The sequence below is a fragment of the Aliterella sp. E5.1 genome (assembly GCF_057473825.1).
In genome coordinates, this window is sequence record NZ_JBYCCV010000073.1 from 1 (window position 1) to 19726 (window position 19726).

General features: G+C 44.8%; 13 protein-coding genes and 2 pseudogenes. 11 read left to right on the plus strand and 4 right to left on the minus strand.

Features of this window, described 5'->3' with window-relative positions:
- Positions 1-521, plus strand: a 521-nt coding sequence (locus AC2VE5_RS18515; RefSeq protein WP_486889185.1) for an IS630 family transposase, incomplete at its 5' end; no start/stop codon positions are given.
- Between the two features lie 437 nt (positions 522-958).
- Positions 959-1180 (plus strand): annotated as a pseudogene (locus AC2VE5_RS18520) (transposase); the annotation flags it as partial.
- A gap of 55 nt (positions 1181-1235) precedes the next feature.
- Here the strand turns inward: AC2VE5_RS18520 and pstB are convergent.
- From pstB to pstC, 3 genes are all read right to left on the minus strand, one after another.
- Positions 1236-2084 (minus strand): phosphate ABC transporter ATP-binding protein PstB, encoded by an 849-nt coding sequence (gene pstB, locus AC2VE5_RS18525; RefSeq protein WP_486889186.1) that lies wholly within the window; start codon positions 2082-2084, stop codon positions 1236-1238.
- 62 nt (positions 2085-2146) lie between these two features.
- On the minus strand, positions 2147-3040 hold the full coding sequence (gene pstA / locus AC2VE5_RS18530; protein ID WP_486889187.1) for a phosphate ABC transporter permease PstA: 894 nt from the start codon (positions 3038-3040) through the stop codon (positions 2147-2149).
- A gap of 69 nt (positions 3041-3109) precedes the next feature.
- Positions 3110-4063: a phosphate ABC transporter permease subunit PstC gene (gene pstC / locus AC2VE5_RS18535; protein ID WP_486889188.1), complete on the minus strand. Its 954-nt coding sequence runs from the start codon at positions 4061-4063 to the stop codon at positions 3110-3112.
- Positions 4064-4511: 448 nt separating this feature from the next.
- Here pstC and glgP point away from each other — a divergent pair, with 448 nt between their 5' ends.
- The 9 genes and pseudogenes from glgP (at position 4512) to AC2VE5_RS18580 (ending at position 19038) form a co-directional block, all read left to right on the plus strand.
- Complete coding sequence (gene glgP / locus AC2VE5_RS18540) at positions 4512-6737, plus strand: alpha-glucan family phosphorylase (protein ID WP_486889189.1); 2226 nt, start codon at positions 4512-4514, stop codon at positions 6735-6737.
- Between the two features lie 57 nt (positions 6738-6794).
- Complete coding sequence (locus tag AC2VE5_RS18545) at positions 6795-8237, plus strand: phosphoglucomutase/phosphomannomutase family protein (protein ID WP_486889190.1); 1443 nt, start codon at positions 6795-6797, stop codon at positions 8235-8237.
- A gap of 9 nt (positions 8238-8246) precedes the next feature.
- Entirely contained in the window at positions 8247-9545 is a 1299-nt protein-coding gene (locus tag AC2VE5_RS18550; protein WP_486889191.1) for an NAD(P)/FAD-dependent oxidoreductase, read from the plus strand.
- A 56-nt stretch (positions 9546-9601) separates the two neighbouring features.
- A complete protein-coding gene (gene gndA / locus AC2VE5_RS18555; RefSeq protein WP_486889192.1) occupies positions 9602-11053 on the plus strand; it encodes an NADP-dependent phosphogluconate dehydrogenase in 1452 nt (483 codons plus the stop codon).
- Positions 11054-11184: 131 nt separating this feature from the next.
- Positions 11185-12186: a type I glyceraldehyde-3-phosphate dehydrogenase gene (gap, locus tag AC2VE5_RS18560; protein WP_486889193.1), complete on the plus strand. Its 1002-nt coding sequence runs from the start codon at positions 11185-11187 to the stop codon at positions 12184-12186.
- Positions 12183-12878 carry a 2,3-bisphosphoglycerate-dependent phosphoglycerate mutase gene (locus AC2VE5_RS18565; RefSeq protein WP_486889194.1) on the plus strand — a complete coding sequence of 232 codons (696 nt, stop codon included), beginning with the start codon at positions 12183-12185 and terminating at the stop codon, positions 12876-12878. Before gap ends, AC2VE5_RS18565 begins: the two co-directional genes overlap by 4 nt.
- A 15-nt stretch (positions 12879-12893) precedes the next feature.
- The gene (gene pyk, locus AC2VE5_RS18570) at positions 12894-14318 is read left to right on the plus strand and encodes a pyruvate kinase (RefSeq protein ID WP_486889195.1); all 1425 of its coding nucleotides are present in this window, start codon (positions 12894-12896) and stop codon (positions 14316-14318) included.
- Between the two features lie 897 nt (positions 14319-15215).
- Positions 15216-16307 carry a phosphate ABC transporter substrate-binding protein PstS gene (gene pstS / locus AC2VE5_RS18575; RefSeq protein ID WP_486889196.1) on the plus strand — a complete coding sequence of 364 codons (1092 nt, stop codon included), beginning with the start codon at positions 15216-15218 and terminating at the stop codon, positions 16305-16307.
- Positions 16308-16486: 179 nt separating this feature from the next.
- Positions 16487-19038 (plus strand): annotated as a pseudogene (locus tag AC2VE5_RS18580) (PhoX family protein).
- Here the strand turns inward: AC2VE5_RS18580 and AC2VE5_RS18585 are convergent.
- Positions 19035-19391 carry a hypothetical protein gene (locus AC2VE5_RS18585; RefSeq protein WP_486889197.1) on the minus strand — a complete coding sequence of 119 codons (357 nt, stop codon included), beginning with the start codon at positions 19389-19391 and terminating at the stop codon, positions 19035-19037. The pseudogene AC2VE5_RS18580 and the gene AC2VE5_RS18585 sit on opposite strands and share 4 nt — an antisense overlap.
- Positions 19392-19726 lie beyond the last annotated feature (335 nt).

Consider the following 19726-nt stretch of genomic DNA (forward strand, 5'->3'; position numbering starts at 1 on the left):
ATTGTGGTGGGTTTGGTGAACATCGTTTAGGACTGAAGCCAGTTTTGAACTGGGTTTATGTACCAGAGGGAGTCGTGCCGATTGCCAACGTTAATTGGCGATATCAGTGGCTATGGTTATATGCCTTTGTATATCCTAAAACGGGAGAAACTTATTGGTTGATTCTTCCCTATGTCAATACAGAACTGTTTAATAAAGTATTGGCAGATTTTGCTGAACAATTCAACTTGGGTGCTAAAAAACACATTCTGTTAGCGGTGGACGGGGCAGGATGGCATAAAAGCATTGACATCAAGCTTCCACCAGGGCTACATTTAACATTTTTACCCCCCTATTCACCAGAATTACAACCAGCAGAAAGGTTATGGTCTTTAGTTGATGAGCCAATTGTCAATCAATCCTTTGAAACCTTAGATCATTTGGAGGAAGTTTTATTTCACCGATGTCAATCTTTGCTTCAACAGCAAGATTTGATTCAAGGACTCACTGATTTTCATTGGTGGGCTAGAATTGGAGCTTAGGTGCAAGTTATCTGCCGGACATGATATCATACCCAGATGCATTAGCTTGAAGGCTTCGCACGCTCCTTACTTCTGGGAACAGTCCCTCAAACAGTTGGCATTACTCATCTACAAATCGGATTGTCGGTCGAGCTTTGCTTGCAACTGACATACTCACTTTCAAACAGTAGTATCTACTTCTATTCTAAATACTCTCTGCTTAGAGTGATAAAAGAGGGACCTGGAGCAAGAGTATGGCATCATCGATCAATATTGAGCCAAAAGGCAAAAACTCTAAAGCGGCACCGGACAGTACGCTGATGCCGAAGGTTGCCGTAGGGTCGCTGGGCGAAGACACACCGCCCACGCGAGGGTCATCACCAGTTTTATACACCGCTGTGGGCTGGGTGGCTGGAGTTTTTCAACCGGGGAGCAAAAAGTTTCGTTGCTCTGGTTAGTATCATAAACGCCAAGACATCATTGATAAAATAGAGCGAATACTACCGAATATTCAATTGTGCTTTTTACCCGCTTACAGCCTAGACTTTAATTTGATAGAGTTAATGTGGCATTCATGTAAGGAGTTCATTGCACATCGGTTATTTCAGTCCGCCCTGCAACTTAAAGAAATCCTGCATAGGTTACTGAATGAGGGCGAGTTAGTAATTAACTGGAATTAAAAACTCTGTAATAAGGGAAATAGAGTTATTGCAAATTATATGTCTATCAGCTTACTTAGCCAAAGCGACCGCTCACATACTGTTTGGTAGATTCTTCCTGAGGATTCTCAAAAATAGCCTCTGTTTTGTCGTACTCCACTAAGTAACCATATCGCTTACCGTTTTCCCCTGCCTCTGCATTGAAGAAAGCAGTATAATCAGATATCCGCGTAGCTTGTTGCATATTGTGAGTCACAATGACAATTGTGTAATCCTGTGTCAGTTCTTGAATCAGTTCTTCTACGCCCTGCGTAGATATCGGGTCAAGGGAGGAAGCAGGTTCATCCATCAAGACGACTTCCGGCTTGAGTGCGATCGCTCGCGCAATACACAAGCGCTGTTGTTGTCCGCCAGAAAGGGACAAACCATTAGTCTTTAGTTTATCTTTAACTTCATTCCAAATAGCTGCTCGCTGAAGACTTCGCTCGACTAACTCATCCATGTCGCCTTTAAAACCGTTCACCCTAGCGCCGTAGGCGATATTCTCATAGATTGATTTTGGAAAAGGATTCGGCTTTTGAAATACCATACCGATCCGTCGCCGTACCGCTACAGGATCGATTTTGGAGCCATAAAGGTCTTTATCGCGGTAAATTACCTTACCTTCTACCCGACAGCCATCAATTAGGTCATTGAGCCGATTAAAACAGCGAATTAAGGTACTTTTACCGCAACCAGAAGGACCAATCAAGGCAGTCACACTGTTTTTCAGGATCTCCATTGAAACTTCTTGCACTGCCAAAGTGTCGTCATAGTAGACGCTCACTTTGTCTGTCTGCAAAATCGTTTCGCTCGAATCTGCTTGCTTTGGCTTGACAGGAGAGTTGTTATCTTGGCTATTTTCGACCTGATTTCTAGAAGGCATAATACTTAAGGAGGTTGGAAGGATAAATGAAAGATTTTGAATTAGCTAATTTCGCCAGTAGTTTAGTACGTGCTTTTACTTGCTACCCAACGCGCGAGAATACTCGTTAGCAGAATCATAATTACCAGAATGAGTGAAGCTGCCCAGGCAAGTTCCTGCTGATTTTCATAAGGTAAACCAGCGAAGTTGAAAATCAAAACCGATAGAGTAGGAACTGGCTCCCATATACCACGAGGCCAGAACTGGGTAAACAAAGCTGTGAAAATTAGAGGTGCAGTTTCTCCTGCTGCACGAGCGATCGCTAAAGTTACTCCAGTGGCGATCGCTCCCATAGCAGCCGGCAGTACTATTTTCAATACAGTTTGGAAGTCAGAAGACCCTACACCTACTGATGCCCAGCGAACCTCTTGCGGCACGAGTTGCAAAGATTCGTCAGCCGTGCGTACCACAATTGGCAACATGAGAATGGCAAGGGCAAATCCTCCCGCAACCGCAGAGTAAGTACTTGTTGTGACAACAATTACTCCATAGGCAAAGATGCCCACAATGATGGAAGGAACGCCGCTCAAGACATTTGTGGCAAAACGAATCCATTTAGCTATCCTACCAGAGCTAAATTCTGACAGATAGATTGCTGCTAAGACACCAAAAGGAATACTAATAGCAGCAGCAATTGCTACTACAATCAGCGTTCCGACGATGGCAGGGGCAATGCCTCCTCCTTCTTGCAGCGCCGCTGGTATCGACCCAGTAAATAGTTCAAGATTGAGTCGATTGGCTCCCCTGATAATGACATAACCAATTACTAAAAACAACGGCAGCAGGGCAATACCAAGAAGTAAAAATGCTAATATCGTCAGCGCTAAATCAATCGCTGTTCTGGGCGTAGAGTAAGAGTGTTCCATTACGGGAGTAGGAAATTCATCAGAATGCCCATCTTTGGTACTAACTGTCATGGCGGATTTTTCTCCTCTTTTCTTTGCTTTTATCCTTTTCCAAAACTACTAACAAATAACAATGACAAATTAGTATTTCTTCACTTTTTGAATAATCCAATATGCCAGAATGTTAACTATAAGTGTGATCACAAATAGCACTAAACCAGCATAGAACAAAGTAGATCTTTGTAGACCACCCGCTTCAGCAAATTGATTGGCTAGTAGAGAAGCAATTGTATTTGCTGGCGCTAGAATTGAAAAACTTAGATCGTTACTATTACCAATTACCAAGGTGACAGCAATTGTCTCTCCTAACGCTCGACCTAGTGCCAACATGGTGCCACCAATAATGCCAGAAAATGCTGCTGGTATGAGTACGCTGAAAATTGTTTGCCAGCGCGTAGAGCCTACACCATACGCTCCCCAGCGCAACTCACTAGGTAGAGAGGCAAGAGAATCACGAGCGATGACTGCAAGGATGGGCAAAATCATGATCGCCAAAATGACCCCAGCGGGGAACATACCTGGACCAATGTAGCGCGTGGAAAACAAGGGTATGTAACCAAAGTTCTCGTGAAGCCATGTACCAATAGGTTGCAGAAACGGAATCAAGACAAAAATGCCCCACAATCCGTAGACGACACTGGGAATGGCTGCTAGCAACTCCACCATAAAAGTGAGTGGAGTCCGAATTGATAACGGTAAAAAATTCTCGCTGAGGACGATCGCACATGCCAAACCAATTGGGAAAGCTATAAGCAGTGCAATCAGAGAACTTACGACGGTGCCATAAGCCATGGGAAGCACGCCGTAGATGTCCGTTACAGGATTCCAAGCAGACGTTGTGAGAAAATCCCATCCTAGCGCTTGAATAGCAGGGATTGAATTCAAAGCAACTTGTACTGCTATCCATATCAGAACTCCTGCCACGGTCAATGCTAGTATCCGCGTACCCCAAAAAAAGGTTTGATCTATCGCCTTTTCAGTTCCAGATCGCTTTTCTTGCGCTGTCATTTGAGAATCATTGGTTGCGGAAGTCATCAATTATCTCCATTAGAGCCAAACAAGTGTAAACATTATTCTTTACTTAGCTATACTTGCGAGGATGGTATAAATTCATCCAAACAATTATTATCTAGCAGTGTTTTATTTTACTTTTCGGCAAGTTAATTCAATAGACAAATGCTTAATAGTTATAACATGTAAGATACCAGCGTATGCTAGCTTTCTAATTTTTTTCAAAACTTTCTTAGTCCTAGCGACAGATATTAAAAGGAATCTTAGCTTAATTTAATAAGTTTGTTTCTACAGACTGATATTTCCTCAATTTCGTTTAGCTTAGAAGAATCTTAAACAAACAATAATATACTTTTAAACTCAAATTAAACTTGGTGTTTATATTTGGTTAGTAAGTAACTTCATTAGTTAAAACAAGAGTTCAAAAGTTAATAATTTGCTGACAATTCAACTAATTTAATTAGGCACTGTAATGAATATTCAGGAGGTCTTATGCCCAGTAGCGAAATTAAAAGCCAAGCTTCCCCGTCCGCTTCATTCCTTAGCAGAACTAGCCTACAATTTTTGGTGGAGTTGGTCTCCTGAACGTTTATCAATTTTTCGTACCATTGATGCCGAAAAATGGAAGCAGTTTCATCATAACCCCGTAAAGCTTCTCAAAAAAGTTCCCTACGAACGGCTGCTGCAGCTAGCAGTAGATCCGCACTATCTTCAACGAGTAAAAACTCTAACAACTCAGTTTGAGCGATACATATACCAAAAGGATGACTGGGCAACCCAAACTGCTCCTGGGATTGGCGTTGAGCAACCTGTAGCTTATTTCAGCATTGAATACGGTCTTCACCAATCTCTACCGCTCTATGCAGGTGGACTAGGAATTTTGGCTGCTGACCACCTCAAATCGGCTTCCGATCTGGGATTACCCCTAGTGGGAGTTGGTTTGTTGTATCGTCAGGGTTATTTCCATCAGCGCTTCACTTCCCAAGGTTGGCAAGGAGAAGACTACGTAGATTATCAATTTGAGGAATTGCCTACAGAACTTTTGCGTGACGCACAAGGAGAACCCCTGGTTGTTGAGATTGATATCCGCCAGCGACAAGTCAAAGCCCAGATTTGGCAAGTGCGGGTGGGACGAATAAATTTGTATCTTCTAGATACTGACCGCGAGGATAACGATCCAATAGATCGTTGGATTACCGGACAGCTATACGGAGGCAAACGAGACACTCGGATTGCTCAAGAGATGTTATTAGGCATTGGCGGTGTTAAAGCGTTGCAGATTTTGGGTATTAATCCCAAGGTTTACCATCTCAATGAAGGTCATGCTGCCTTTGCACTCTTAGAAGTGGCTCGTCAAGAAATAGAACGTACAGGTCAGTCGTTTGAGACAGTTAAGGCTGCTGTCAAAGATCGCTGCGTTTTTACCACCCACACCCCCGTTCCCGCTGGTCACGATACCTTCTCATCTGACCAAATAACTCAGTCCTTTTGCCACTACTGGTCTCATTTAGGACTATCGCGCCAGGAATTTCTTAAGTTAGGAAGTCGGCGTACTGGAGATCCTTGGGAACCTTTCAACATGACGGTGTTGGCACTCCGCTTAACTCGATCCACTAATGGGGTGAGCGAGTTGAACGGCAAAGTTTGTCGTCAAATGTGGTCGAGCTTATACCCCGATCGCTCTGTGGAGGAAGTCCCTATTGGTCACATTACCAATGGTGTTCATGCCCGCACTTATACTGCACCGCTCATATCAGAGTTGTACGATAAATATTTGCATCCAGACTGGGCAGCCCGCGTCACAGACGTACAAATGTGGGCAAAGGTGGATGAGATTCCAGACCAAGAAATTTGGTGGCGGCATCAATTGCTCAAAGAAAACGCGATCGCCTATGCGCGTTATCGGATTCAGCAAGTCCGGCAACATCGAGGGGAAGATGCGCAGTTAGTGCAAGCGGCGGAGCATCTTTTAGACCCTGAAGCATTGACTATTGGCTTTGCTCGTCGTTTTAGTACTTATAAGCGGGCAGATCTGATTATTCGTGATGCAGAACGGGCGCGACAGATTTTTAGCAATTGCGATCGCCCAGTACAGATTATCTTTGCTGGTAAGGCTCACCCGGCTGATGACGAAGGCAAGCGGCTGATGCAACGAATCATCGAATGGAGCCATCATTGCGACCTGTGGCAGCGTGTAGTCTTTATCGAAGATTACGATATTCATGTCGCGACCAAGTTAGTTCAAGGAGTCGATCTCTGGCTCAACGTTCCTCGGCGTACTAGGGAGGCTTCTGGTACAAGCGGTCAAAAGGTTTGCTTTAATGGTGGAATTAATTGCAGCGTGCTAGATGGCTGGTGGTATGAAGGCTATCAAGAAGGAACCGATGGCAAAGGTATTAATGGCTGGGCGACGGGCGCAGACTACTGGCATGATAACCAAGCTGACGACCAAGACGCTGAAGATAATCACGATAGTGAATCTCTCTATCGTCTACTAGAAGAAGAAATTATTCCCCTCTACTACGATCGCGATCCTGAAGGATTACCTCGACGCTGGATTGAAATGATGAAAGCTTCGATCAAAACAGTTTGCCCTTATTTCAATACCGACCGGATGTTAGCAGATTACATCACTCAGATGTACCTACCAGGGACAAAAGCTGAAAGTCAGCCCATTAGGGTGGCGGCTACAGCCTAACTGTTTTTAGTCTTTAGCAATACCACCCGCACAAGTAAATAATGATGGGAGCAGGTAATGAGTAGCAATGGCAATCAGATTCAGTTTGGCACTGATGGATGGCGAGGGATTATTGCCGAGGATTTTACCTTCGCGAACGTAAGAAAAGTGACGCGAGCGACTTCTACTTATCTCAAAACTGCTTATTCTCAAGATCGACCGATTTTAATTGGTTACGACACTCGGTTTTTAGCGGATAAATTCGCTCGCACTGCTGCTGAGATTCTGGCAAATTTGGGTTGGACAGTGAAGATCGCAGACCGAGATTGCCCGACTCCAGTTATTGCTTATCATGCCTATCGCTTCGATTCCGCAGGGGCGCTGATGTTTACCGCCAGTCATAACCCTCCGTTCTATTGCGGTATTAAATATATCCCCGATTATGGCGGACCTGCTACACCGGATATTACGGATGCAATTGTTGCCAATATTGATGGATCTGAGGAAACACCTGGAGTTGGGAGCGTTGGGGAAGAATCCATTTCTACTTTCGATCCTCAGCCGGAATATCTGAAGTTTCTTTACACGCAACTGGATGTAGGGCGAATTCGCAACGCCAAGCTGAAAGTAAAGTATGATGCCCTTTACTCGACTTCTCGCGGCTATTTGGATACGGTTTTAGAACATTGTGGTTGTGAAATCCAGATATTTCATGATTATCGCGATGTCTTGTTTGGTGGAGGAATGCCTCAACCCACTGGAGAGTATCTCAAAGAGTTAGTCGAAGCTGTTCAGCAAGATCGAACAGATTTAGGAATGGCAACCGATGGAGATGGCGATCGCTTTGGCATTGTTGACGAGCAAGGAAATATTCTCTCGCCCAACACTATTCTGGTGTTGATAGCGCGTCACCTAATTAAAAATAAAGGCAAAACTGGTGCAATTGTGCGCTCCGTCACTACCACCCATCTACTCGATCGGCTGGCAGCTAAGTACGAGTTAGAACTTTACGAAACGCCAGTGGGCTTCAAGTACATTGGCGAGAAAATGCGAGAAACTAACGTCCTAATTGGCGGCGAACAATCGGGGGGACTCAGCATCCAAGGTCATATTCCCGAAAAAGATGGCATTTTAGCCAATATGCTCGTTGCAGAAGCGATCGCTTACGCAGGCAAGCCCCTTTCCCAATTGGCGTTAGAGGCGATTGAGGAGGCAGGCGGCCCTGTTTACTATCAGCAGTTAGATTTCCACCTCCCAAAAGAGGATAAAAAAACAGCATTGATGGCAGCATTTATGCAAAACCCACCCAGGGAAATTGCGGGGATCGAGGTGAAACATTCAGACTGCAAAGAATGTGTCAAATTCTACCTGGCTGATGATAGCTGGATAGTAGTGCGTCCTTCGGGAACTGCCGAACCGCTAATGCGTGTTTATTTGGAGACAAATTCACCAGAAAAGAAAACAAAAATCGCAGCAGCAATGGAGCGTGCGATTTGTCAGGAAGCAGCCGTAGCCGTCTAACTTCAGCTTATGACTCATTCAACAGACTCAACAATTATTCTAGGTGGTGGTTTTACTGGGCTATTTGCAGCTCTCCACCTCAGCCATCGCCATTACTCGCAGCCGATTGTCCTAGTCGAGCGGCAAGAACGCTTTAGCTTCAATCCTATGCTTTATGAATTCCTCAGTGGCGAAATGAGCGATGCTCAGGTTTGTCCGCGCTACGAGGAACTGCTCGACGGCAGTGGCGTGACATTTGTGCAAGATACAGTTCAAACAGTCAATTTAGCGCAGCGTCAAGTTAAATTGGCATCAGGAACGAGCTACAACTACAAATACTTGGTGTTAGCCTTGGGCAGTAGCGCTAGCTACTTTGGCGTTCGGGGTGCGAAAGAGCATTCTTTTTGCTTTCGCAATGGCAAAGATGCTGTGGCACTAGCAAAACAACTGCGCGACTGTCTCCAACATGCCACCCAGACCGCAGATCTAGAACAGCGTCTTATACTACTGACGGTAGCAGTTATTGGTGCTGGTCCTTCTGGTGTGGAATTGGCAGCAACCCTAGCCGATCTGCTACCCAGTTGGTATGCACAATTAGGTGGCGAACCGCAACAGGTGCGTGTCGTGTTGGTAGATCGACAGACAGAGATTCTCTCCACAGGACCAAGAGGTGGGGTAAAGAGCGAACTGCAAGAAACCGCAAAAGCAGCACTTCAAGAGCGCCACGTACCAGTGGAATTAATCTTAGGTGCTGAAGTTGGTGCTGTTGAACTAGAGCAAATCGAGTTCAAACGTCACGACGGGACTGAGACCCTACAAACGGCAACTGCGATCTGGACAGCTGGCTCGACAACCAATCCTGTAATTAAAGAACTAGCTATTCCTGAAGAACACCGCGACAAGCACGGTTGTCTCTATGTCACCCCAACTCTGCAACTACTAGACTTCTCAGAAGTCTTTGCTGGTGGAGATTGTGCAGCTAACGTAGAGGAATCCCAGCCACCTACAGCTCAGGTTGCTTATCAACAGGGAGCGGCGATCGCTTCCAATCTCCAGGCGCTGTTTGAAGGAAAAGAACTCAGTCCTGCTCAAGTACATCTGCGCGGCACGTTGCTGAAACTAGGGTTGGGTGAAAGTGCTGCCAGCATCTTCGACCGATTTGAAGTCAAAGGTAAAACGGGTCATTTCATCCGACAAGCTACCTATTTGGAGTTATTACCTACTCCCGTACATAATTTCAAGGCAACTACTCAATGGCTGGTTGACGAAATCTTTGACCACCACTACCATCCTAGCAACCTTGAAGATGCTACCCCAATTATTCAGTAACTCAGTAATTGCATGATAGCAAGCAATGTCTTGTACCTCTACACCCCTCCTTACTTATGGAAAAACAGCAATTTGGTCTGATTGGTCTAGCCGTCATGGGTGAGAACCTAGCGCTGAATGTCGAGCGGCAAGGATTCTCTGTTGCAGTTTACAATCGCACGGCAGAAAAGACTGAAAACTTCATATCCAAGCGAGGAGAAGGTAAGAACATTAAAGCTACCTATTCTCCCGCAGAATTAGTCGATGCTTTGGAGAAACCCCGTAAAATCCTGCTGATGGTGAAAGCTGGCGCTCCAGTGGATGCCGTAATCGATCAGCTCAAGCCTCTACTGGAACCAGGTGACATTATTATTGACGGCGGCAACTCCTTCTATGAAGATACCACCCGTCGCAGCCAAGAATTAGAAGCTATGAACTTGAAATTTATTGGCATGGGCGTGAGCGGCGGTGAGATAGGGGCGTTTTTAGGACCTAGCCTCATGCCTGGAGGAACGGAAGCTGCCTACACAATTCTAGAGCCGATTTTGACTAAAATTGCTGCCCAGGTGGATGACGGGTCCTGCGTCGCCTACCTTGGTTCGGGTAGTGCAGGTCACTACGTCAAAATGGTGCATAACGGCATTGAATACGGCAATATGCAACTCATTGCTGAAGCCTATGACCTGCTCAAGCACGGCTTAGAACTTAACAACGACCAGTTGCATCAAGTATTTTTGGCATGGAACGCTACGGAGGAACTGAATTCCTACTTGATGGAAATTACAGCTAATATCTTCCAGCATCTCGATACTGAAACTGGCACCTCGTTGGTAGACGTGATTCTCGATGCCGCAGAACAAAAGGGAACAGGGCGTTGGGCAGTAATGAGTGCGCTAGATTTAGGTGTGCCTGTTCCTACCATTGCCGCTGCTGTTAGCGCCCGTGTAATGTCTGCTTTCAAACAAGAGCGCTTAGTAGCATCGGAAGTTCTCAACGGTACGCCTCCCAAAAAGTATCAGGGAGACGTTCAAGCCTTTACTAATAAGCTGCGGGATGCGCTGTACTGCGCTCAAATCTGTTCTTATGCTGAGGGCATGGAGTTGTTGGATGCAGCCTCACAAGCTTATGGTTATCACTTCAGTCTAAGTGAGGTAGCTCGGATTTGGAAGGGAGGCTGTATCATTCGGGCTAAGTGTTTAGATTATATCCAGTCCGCTTTTGCACAACAGCCGGATTTAGGCAATCTACTTTTGTCACCTCATTTTAAAGAAGCAATTCTACCCCGGCTACCTGCTTGGCGTGAAGTCATAGCGGTGGCAGCACAACTAGATATTCCTATTCCAGCGTTCAGTGGTTCCCTGGCATACTTTAACACCTATCGGCGCGATCGCCTGCCGCACAATCTCATTCAAGCCCAACGGGACTACTTTGGTTCCCATACCTACGAACGCATTGATAAACCAAGTATCTTTCATACAGAATGGAATCCAATTGAAGAACAATCTCTGCAAACTGGATCTACAGATTAGGGCGTATGGGAGGTAGATTTTGTCTAGTGATCGTAGCCAAATACACTTTTGGCTGGTGTCGTCAAGCAGATAGTAAAAAAAGTAGAAATTGAAACAGTCGATCGCAATAAAGATAAGTTCGGAGGTTAATTATGGTTCGCGTTGCAATTAATGGATTAGGTAGAATTGGTAGAGCTGTTTTTAAGCTCGTACTTGATGAGTCAGAATTAGAATTAGTTGCAGTTAATGACTTGGTTCCAGCCGAAAATCTGGCTTATTTGTTGAAGTACGACACCGTTTACGGCAAATATCAAAAAAAGGTGGAAAGCGCCGAAAATAGCTTGATTATAGACGGCAAGGAGTACAAGGTTTTTAGCGAAAAAGACCCAGAGCAACTTCCTTGGGGCAATTTAGGAATTGACGTAGTTTTTGAATGTACTGGGATCTTCACAAAGAAGGAAGGTTTAGAAAAGCATATCAAAGCAGGTGCAAAGCACGCGATCCTCTCAGCACCTGCTAAAAGTGAAGATGTTGATACAGTAGTTTATGGTGTTAACCAAACACCTGATTCTGCACCAATCTTCTCCTGTGCTAGCTGCACTACCAATTGTATTACGCCCGTGGTAGAGATATTGGACAGAAGAATTGGCGTGAAAAAAGCAATCATGTCAACGATTCATGCCTATACTTCTTCTCAAGAAATTGTGGATGGACCGAGTAAAAAATTCCGTCGCGGAAGGGCGGGTGCAGCCAATTTGGTGCCAACTTCTACTGGAGCTGCGATCGCTACTGCTAAAGTGCTACCGCAATATGAAGGTAAGTTTGATGGTGTCGCAGTGCGATCGCCAATTCCCGTTGGGTCAATTGCTGACATTATCTTCGTTACGCAGAAGGAAACAACTGTCGAAGAAATTAATAGTATCTTCAAAGAGGAATCAGAAAGCGATCGCTACAAAGGTATCTTGGGCATTTCTGAAGAAGAAATTGTCTCATCTGATATTGTTGGCGATTCCCATGCTTCAATCGTCGATTTGACAATGACACAAGTTGTCGATGGCGACTTGGTAAAAGTGATGAGTTGGTATGACAACGAATGGGGCTATGCGAATCAGATGTTACGGGCAGCTATTAGCTTGTTTAAAAACTCAAAATGACAAAACTGATTTTGGTTCGTCACGGTCAAAGCACCTGGAATGCAGCTAACCGATTTAGTGGTTGGGTTGATGTGCCACTCAATCATGTCGGTCGCCAAGAGGCGATGGAAGCAGCACAGAAAATCAGTTCTTATCAGATTGATGTCTGTTTCACAAGTTTACTCGTCCGAGCGCTGGAAACAACTGCCATCTGTCTAACCGAGTGTGAAGGGGCTGGGGATGGTAAAAGCCCCGTTTTCAAACACGATGCTGATGACCCAAATTGGCATGGTTGGGACAAATATGAAGGCTACAAGAGCGAGGAAATTCCAATTTTCACTAATCCAGCCTTAGATGAGCGCCACTACGGTGACTTACAGGGATTTAACAAAGCCGAGATGGCAGAGAATGTAGGTAAAGATATTGTCCACCAGTGGCGACGCTCTTTTTCCGTCCGACCACCAGGAGGAGAGAGTCTCGAAGATACCGCCGCTAGAACAATTCCATTTTTTCAAAATCGAATTCTACCCCACCTCAAGCAGGGTGAGAACGTTCTGGTTTCCGCCCACGGTAACTCCCTACGTTCCATCATTATGTATCTCGATAAACTCAACGAAGAGGAAGTTCCCAACCTCGAACTGGCAACGGGTATCCCCATTATCTACGACATCGACGAGGAGGCGAAAGTCACCGATAAAGTTATTTTAGAATAAATATTTTGGTTCTCCATGCGTAAAACTAAGATCGTCTGCACCCTCGGTCCTGCCTGTTCCGATCGCAATACTATCAAAGCAATGGTAGAAGCGGGGATGGATGTGGCGAGGCTGAATTTTTCCCATGAGGATAGTGAAGCTCATCTAAAAAGGATTCATCTAATCCGCGAGGTTTCCTCGGAACTAAACCGCCCAATTGCTATTTTGCAAGATTTGCAAGGTCCCAAGATTCGCGTCGGAGAGATGGTAGATGATGTTGTCTTACAAACTGGTGAAAAAACTGCGATCGCTAGGGAAGACGTAATAGGTACAGCTACACGATTTAGTTCCACCTATCAAGGTTTGGCAGGGGATGTAAAAGAGGGCGACCCCATCCTCATTAATGATGGCTTAATCAAACTCCGCGTGGATCGGATCGAAAATAACGATATCCACGCAACTGTGATTTACGGTGGTTCGTTGAAAAGCCATAAAGGTATTAATCTCAGCCACTCCTCGATCTCTACCCCCACCCTGACTGAAAAGGACATTCAGGACTTAAAGTTGGGATTGGCTCAAGAAGTAGATTATGTTGCTCTCTCTTTTGTGCGAGAAGCTGGGGAACTCAAGCGGTTAAGAGACGTGATGGCAGGTCAAGACACAAAGGTTCATGTCATCGCTAAAGTCGAGCGCCACGAAGCATTAGACGATTTAGAAGGGATCGTGGCTGCTGCCGATGTTATTATGGTGGCACGGGGAGACTTAGGTGTGGAAATTCCTTTAGAACAAGTCCCCTTAATTCAAAAGCGCCTGATTCAAACTTGTCACAAACACCTCAAGAGTGCGATCGTTGCCACCCAGATGCTGGAGTCTATGATCCAAAACCCCCAACCCACCCGCGCTGAGGTTTCTGACATTGCCAACGCCATTTGGGACGGTGCGGACGCTATCATGCTTTCAGGCGAGACGGCAATAGGTCGTTACCCAGTAGAAGCAGTCAAGACTATGGCTGGCATTGCCCAAACAGTAGAAGAGGCAGGTTTAGCTTCATTTCCCCATTATATTGATGGTGCAGTGAAAGAACATCACATCCCTAGCGCTGTGGGTCACGCAGCCTGCCAGTTGGCAGACAATCTCAAAGCACGGGCAATTATTTGCTTTACGCAGAACGGTTTTACGGCTCGGATTCTCTCTAAATATCGCCAGTCGATCCCGATTATTGCCGTCACAACCACCGAGTCTGTCCAACGGCGGCTAGCTCTTTATTGGGGTGTTCAGTCTTTATTACTTCAAGAGGTTCTTAACACCGATGAAATGATTGCCAGAGTGGAACAAGCAGCTGTTAATCGCGGAATTGTCAGTGCAGGAGACATGGTTGTAATTACCGCTGGTTTACCCCTAGCGATTACAGGAATCACCAACCTAATCAAGGCACATCGGGTTGGTGAGCCAGTGCTGTAGATGGGGTTGAAAGAGCGACCATCATCCCCACCATTGTTTATCTAGAGGAAATAACCTACCACCGAGCTCTCTTTTGCCACTTTAGGAGATAAAAAATGGCTGGTCAACCGAGGGATAAAGTTGCAGAAACAGGGGTTTTTCTGCTGACAATTCTGATAATTAGCTTAATTGTTAGTTTCTTTAAATTCAAGAATGAAAGCAAAGTAATAAATGTAAATACGTGCTAATTGTTCTTAATTGACAGTGCCTACCTAAATTATCTTTGATATTGTCAATATTATTAAATTATTCTAGCTTTGAGTTTGTTGTTTGACTCTACACATTTTTATTTCACTTTTGTTCAACTATCCTTGTAATTAAATTGGCTTTTGGATAATCCGCTAGCCATTTGCTTATTCATTTACCTTAGTAAGTTAAACATTTGATTGCCAAAATTTAACCTAATTTTAATTTGGTTTTTACCGAAAAATATTGACTTCATGCTAATAGTATTATATGAAAGTAGCGCTTTTAAACTGTTACTATGTCACAAGAAATAACTCCATTGATACTTGATGCAATTGATACCTTGCTTCAAAATGTTACTGTTGTCTTAAAATTATTAATATTTGAATATATTTTAAATAAAAATAGCTAAGTCAAATTAACTAAATTAAGTTAACTCTTCTCATTGATTCGGAAAAAAGATGTTTTCAAATTATGTTTTGGAAACAGTTTTATGAGTTTGATCGCTAGATGTGTGATACGGTGATCGCCCAACTCAAATTTCTCGTGCTGCTAGAAAAATTATGGAAAAGATTTGATCCAACTCAGTTTTCCTTTTAATTAATGCCCGTCTGTCGCTCTGTTGGCTCCAAGTGTAGCCTTGACCTTTATCTAAATTACAAAAGACATCTTATGCTAACTCAACTTTCCTCTATGCGACGAGCTTTTCTTCTACCCTTGCTTGCTATCTCCTTGGGTACTGTTGCTTGTCAGCCGCAACAGACAGCAGAGACTGTACCTGGTAGCGATCCTGCGGCAGATACGGGAGGTGGTGGTGATGTCGCCCTTGTTGGTGCTGGAGCATCTTTTCCGGCTCCGTTTTACCAGCGCTGTTTTAATGAGTACAATCAGAAGAACCCTAATGTCCGAGTTAGCTATCAATCCGTAGGTAGTGGTGCTGGCGTACAGCAGTTTACACAAGGAACAGTGGACTTTGGTGCTAGTGACGTGGCAATTACGGAAGAAGAAAGAAAAAAAGTCGAACGCGGGGCGTTGACAATCCCTTTGACTGCGGGGGCGATCGTACTTGCCTACAACTTACCTGGTGTAGAAAAGCCGATCCGATTGCCAAGAGAAATTTATCCAGCAATTTTTACAGGCGAAATCAAAAATTGGAATAACCCACAAATTGCCGAAGCCAATCCTGGCGTAAACTTACCCGACTTACCGATTACAGTCGTCCATCGTTCTGATGGTAGCGGTACTACAGCCGTTTTTACCGAACACTTAAGTGAAATTAGCCCACAATGGAAAAGTAAAGTTGGTGCAGGTAAAACTGTAGACTGGCCTACGGGTGTTGGTTCTAAAGGTAATGAAGGAGTTACCGCTCAGATTCAACAGACCCAAGGTGCTATAGGCTATATAGAATATGGCTACGCTAAGCAGAATAATATTCCTGTAGCTGCCCTAGAAAATAATTCTGGTAATTTTGTTGACCCAACGCCAGAGACAGCAGCTAATGCCTTAGAATCGATTGAATTACCTGAGAACTTGGTTTCTTTTGCAAGAGACCCCCAGGGAGAACAATCTTATCCGATCGTAACCTACACCTGGCTCTTAGTATACGATCAGTACCAAGATAAACAAAAAGCTCAAACTTTACAGAATGTTATTCAATATACATTGAATGAGTGCCAAAAATTCAGTGCAGAGCTAGGCTATGTACCTTTACCAGAGAAAGTTGTGGATAAAATAGAACCTACGGTAGAGCAGATTGGTAGTTAGATTCAGTTTTGTTTAAGGACGCAAACATCGTCCTTATTTTTTTGCGAATTTTGTAGAGATCGCTCTTACCGCGATTGTGGCAGGTCAAAGAATTTTTACAGGCTTGCAATATATTGGCTTGTGGTAAGCCAGGCATTTGTGCTTTGAGATGATTGTTAGTATTAAATCAAGGAGTCTCTATGTCTAACTTGTCTCGCAGGCAGTTACTAGTTTTCTTCGGAGCCAGTGCGGGTGCTGCTGTGCTAGCACCAACTTTGCAGAACGAATTGATTGGTAGCAATTCTAGCACTGCTGTCGCTCAAGCAACTATACCACTGAAATTTACTCCACTGCGGTTGCCCCATCCGCTACCTATATACACTCAACAGCAAAGCTATTTGCCAACTGCAATCAATGGAGGAGCAATATTGGCTCCCTCGGCTGATGCAAGGTTAGCTAGTTATACAATCATTGATGATGTAGTCGTACCGCCGGAATACGAGCGTTATTTAATTATCAGTTGGGGCGATCGCCTGTTCCCCAACAAAGATGAATATGTTGGTTACAACAGCGACTATACAGGCTTTGTTCCCATTCAGAACGGTAGAGGTAAACCTCGCGATCGAGCGATCCTGATGGCAGCAGCTATGAGGGTATAGAAATAGACGACGGCTATCTCTGGAACAATCATGAATACGTTTCTTACCCGCTTTCTGCTCTGGCTCCTGGTTCTCCAGAAGATTTTGCATTAGGAGACTATGCCAATTCATTTTCTTTAGTTATTGGATTCGATCTGCCTAACGAGAAAACTCGCCTCCTGTTAGGTGAATTTATGTACAATATGGGCGGTTCCATTGTCCGAATTTCTAGGAGGAATCGTGGTGGGCGTTTTGAGGTTGTTGAAGATCCCAAAAACCGCCGCATTCACGGTCTCTCAGGTCTAGGAATCAACGCTCAGCGTCAAGATAAGTATAAGAGTGTTACTTCTTGGGGTAATAAGAGTTATCAAAAAGGCGACCAAAACTATCTAATTGGTACAGGTCCGGCTGCTAAAGATGTTTTCCCTTTCAGCGTAGACGAACTAGGCAAGAGAATTATTGGAACTGCTTACAACTGTTCGGGCGGCACAAGTCCTTGGGGAACAATTCTGTCGGCGGAGGAAAACTTCCAAGCCAGTACAACCTTCTACGTTGGGGTAACAGAAACCGTGAAGCCCAACGGCACTCAGATATATATCGGGTCTACCACCAATGACGAAATCGTGGTGGATCGAACAGGCTATACTCCTGGTTCCACAGGGGCTGAATTTGGCTTAGTTGGAGAAAAATATGGTTGGATGGTAGAAATCGATCCGGATAACCCCGGTCGTCACCCGCTTAAACACACTGCATTAGGTCGCTTCCGCCATGAGAATATTACTATGCGCGTGGAGCCAAATAAAAAATTAGTTGCCTATATGGGTGACGATCGTCGTGGCGGTCACACCTATAAATATATAAGCGCTGGTAAGGCTACTTCCCTTACAGAAAAAAGCAATAGCAAGTTATTTGAGAACGGAACTTTATATGTCGCCCGTTTCAATCCAAAATATGTCGCCCGTTTCAATCCAAACGGTACAGGGCAATGGATTCCGCTGCAACTAGATACCCCTACCGATCCGATTTTGCCCGTGACTCTGGCTTCAGAGGCAATTAGACAATTAGATGTGCTTCCAAAAGAGTTGACTTTTGAACTCCGAGATGCTTTGATTCTCCTGCCTAGACGTAACGAGATTGCAGGTCAAACTATAGATGGTGGTTATATTCCCGTAGACATCGAGAATCAAGAGACAGCCCTACCACCTTACCAAGGTAAGAAGGTAGCAGATTTTTACACTAGCCAGGGTGCGGTACTAGTTGATGCCTTCTTAGTCTCAAATCTCATAGGCGGAACTCCCACCGCTCGTCCTGAAGATTTGGAAATTAATCCCCGCAACCCCAGAGAAGTATTCATCTCCTACACAGACGGCGCACCGTCCTCAGAAGGATACCCCGATTCTCGCATCTTCATCGTTGCCAAGTACAGTCCTGACATCAACGCACCACAACCATCAGGAGCGCTCTTCAAGATCTTTGAGGATAACCCAGATAGCACGGGTAGTACCTTTCGTTGGGAGCGACTCGCTAAAGGTGGAGAAGCAGGCTGCAACCCTGGCGACGGTTTTGCTAACGTCGATAACTTAGCGTTTGATGCTGCTGGTAATGTTTGGGGCTGTACTGATATGTCTACTGGCTCCCACAATGGTTTCAATGCCGGTGCTACGCCAGAGTTAATACCCATAGAACATACAGTTGTTGGGGCTAAAATAGTGAGCCAGACTGATGCCAATATTAATGTTGAAACTTCTAGCTTAATTGGGGTGTTTGGCAATAACTTTTTCTTCTGCGTTCCAACCACTGGACCTGATGCTGGCGCAATCATACCGTTTGCTTATGGTCCAATGCGTTGCGAATTAACGGGACCAACTTTCGTCGGAGATACGCTGATTATTTCCGTGCAGCATCCTGGGGAGGAGGTTTCATTTCGACCCCAGCAAACACTAAGCCGAGAAATTGAAATTTTGACCCTGGATGGCAGCCGCACCTTTATACAAACACGCATACTCCCGTATGGTAGTAACTGGCCCAGCAACATTCAAGGTATCCCTGAGGGACCGCCGAAACCAGCGGTAATTGGTATTCGTCGCAAACAATCTAACGGTAGGTTTATCTAATAGTAATTCAGTGTATAACCACCTTTGACATTACGAGCTTCCATTCCATCCATGATAGCCAGGGCTAAATCATATTCATCCTCGAACATACGCGAGCGCAATTTCATGGGTTTTGAGTTGATGCCATTGCTCTTCAATCCGGTCATTTCACAGCAATATGGGGGCAGGAAGAATAGGAATAACCCTTGAGAACGCCAGCGTTGCAACTGTTGGCAAGTTTTGTGGCTGGTGTACAAAGAACCATTGTCTTGTACTACTACTGTCATCCGTCCTGTTGCCCTCAAAGTTTGGGAGGCAAGTTCTGCAATCCAATCAATGACGCGCGATATAACTTTCACTGTTGAAACTACCACAAGCTAAGGCATACTTGAAGCTTCTATCTGGTTGCCATAAGCCTAAGATGCTAAGTAGTCCCTTACGTCGGTCGGTCTGCTCAATGGGTTTTTGTTCTCCCTGGCGGCTATAACTATAACTTGCCGGACTCCACAACTGGCAGCCTGACTCACCTTTGATACATCAGTTCGATGTATCCTGATTGTCCTACGTGTTTAAGTGCATCTAATACTAAGTTGTGGTCAGAGGTAGTAGAGTATTAAATAGAGAGAACTTTGGCAAAGATAAATGTACAGGAGTCAAGTAACGCAAGCCTGTCCTCATCTAGACCTAGAGACAGTCAAGCAGAAAGTAA

Coding starts and splice junctions, on each gene's coding strand:
- gndA (WP_486889192.1), top strand. CDS start 9,602: ATGGAAAAACAGCAATTTGGTCTGATTGGTCTAGCCGTCATGGGTGAG.
- AC2VE5_RS18565 (WP_486889194.1), top strand. CDS start 12,183: ATGACAAAACTGATTTTGGTTCGTCACGGTCAAAGCACCTGGAATGCA.
- pstC (WP_486889188.1), bottom strand. CDS start 4,063: ATGACTTCCGCAACCAATGATTCTCAAATGACAGCGCAAGAAAAGCGA.
- AC2VE5_RS18550 (WP_486889191.1), top strand. CDS start 8,247: ATGACTCATTCAACAGACTCAACAATTATTCTAGGTGGTGGTTTTACT.
- pstA (WP_486889187.1), bottom strand. CDS start 3,040: ATGACAGTTAGTACCAAAGATGGGCATTCTGATGAATTTCCTACTCCC.
- pyk (WP_486889195.1), top strand. CDS start 12,894: ATGCGTAAAACTAAGATCGTCTGCACCCTCGGTCCTGCCTGTTCCGAT.
- gap (WP_486889193.1), top strand. CDS start 11,185: ATGGTTCGCGTTGCAATTAATGGATTAGGTAGAATTGGTAGAGCTGTT.
- pstS (WP_486889196.1), top strand. CDS start 15,216: ATGCTAACTCAACTTTCCTCTATGCGACGAGCTTTTCTTCTACCCTTG.
- pstB (WP_486889186.1), bottom strand. CDS start 2,084: ATGCCTTCTAGAAATCAGGTCGAAAATAGCCAAGATAACAACTCTCCT.
- glgP (WP_486889189.1), top strand. CDS start 4,512: ATGAATATTCAGGAGGTCTTATGCCCAGTAGCGAAATTAAAAGCCAAG.
- AC2VE5_RS18545 (WP_486889190.1), top strand. CDS start 6,795: ATGAGTAGCAATGGCAATCAGATTCAGTTTGGCACTGATGGATGGCGA.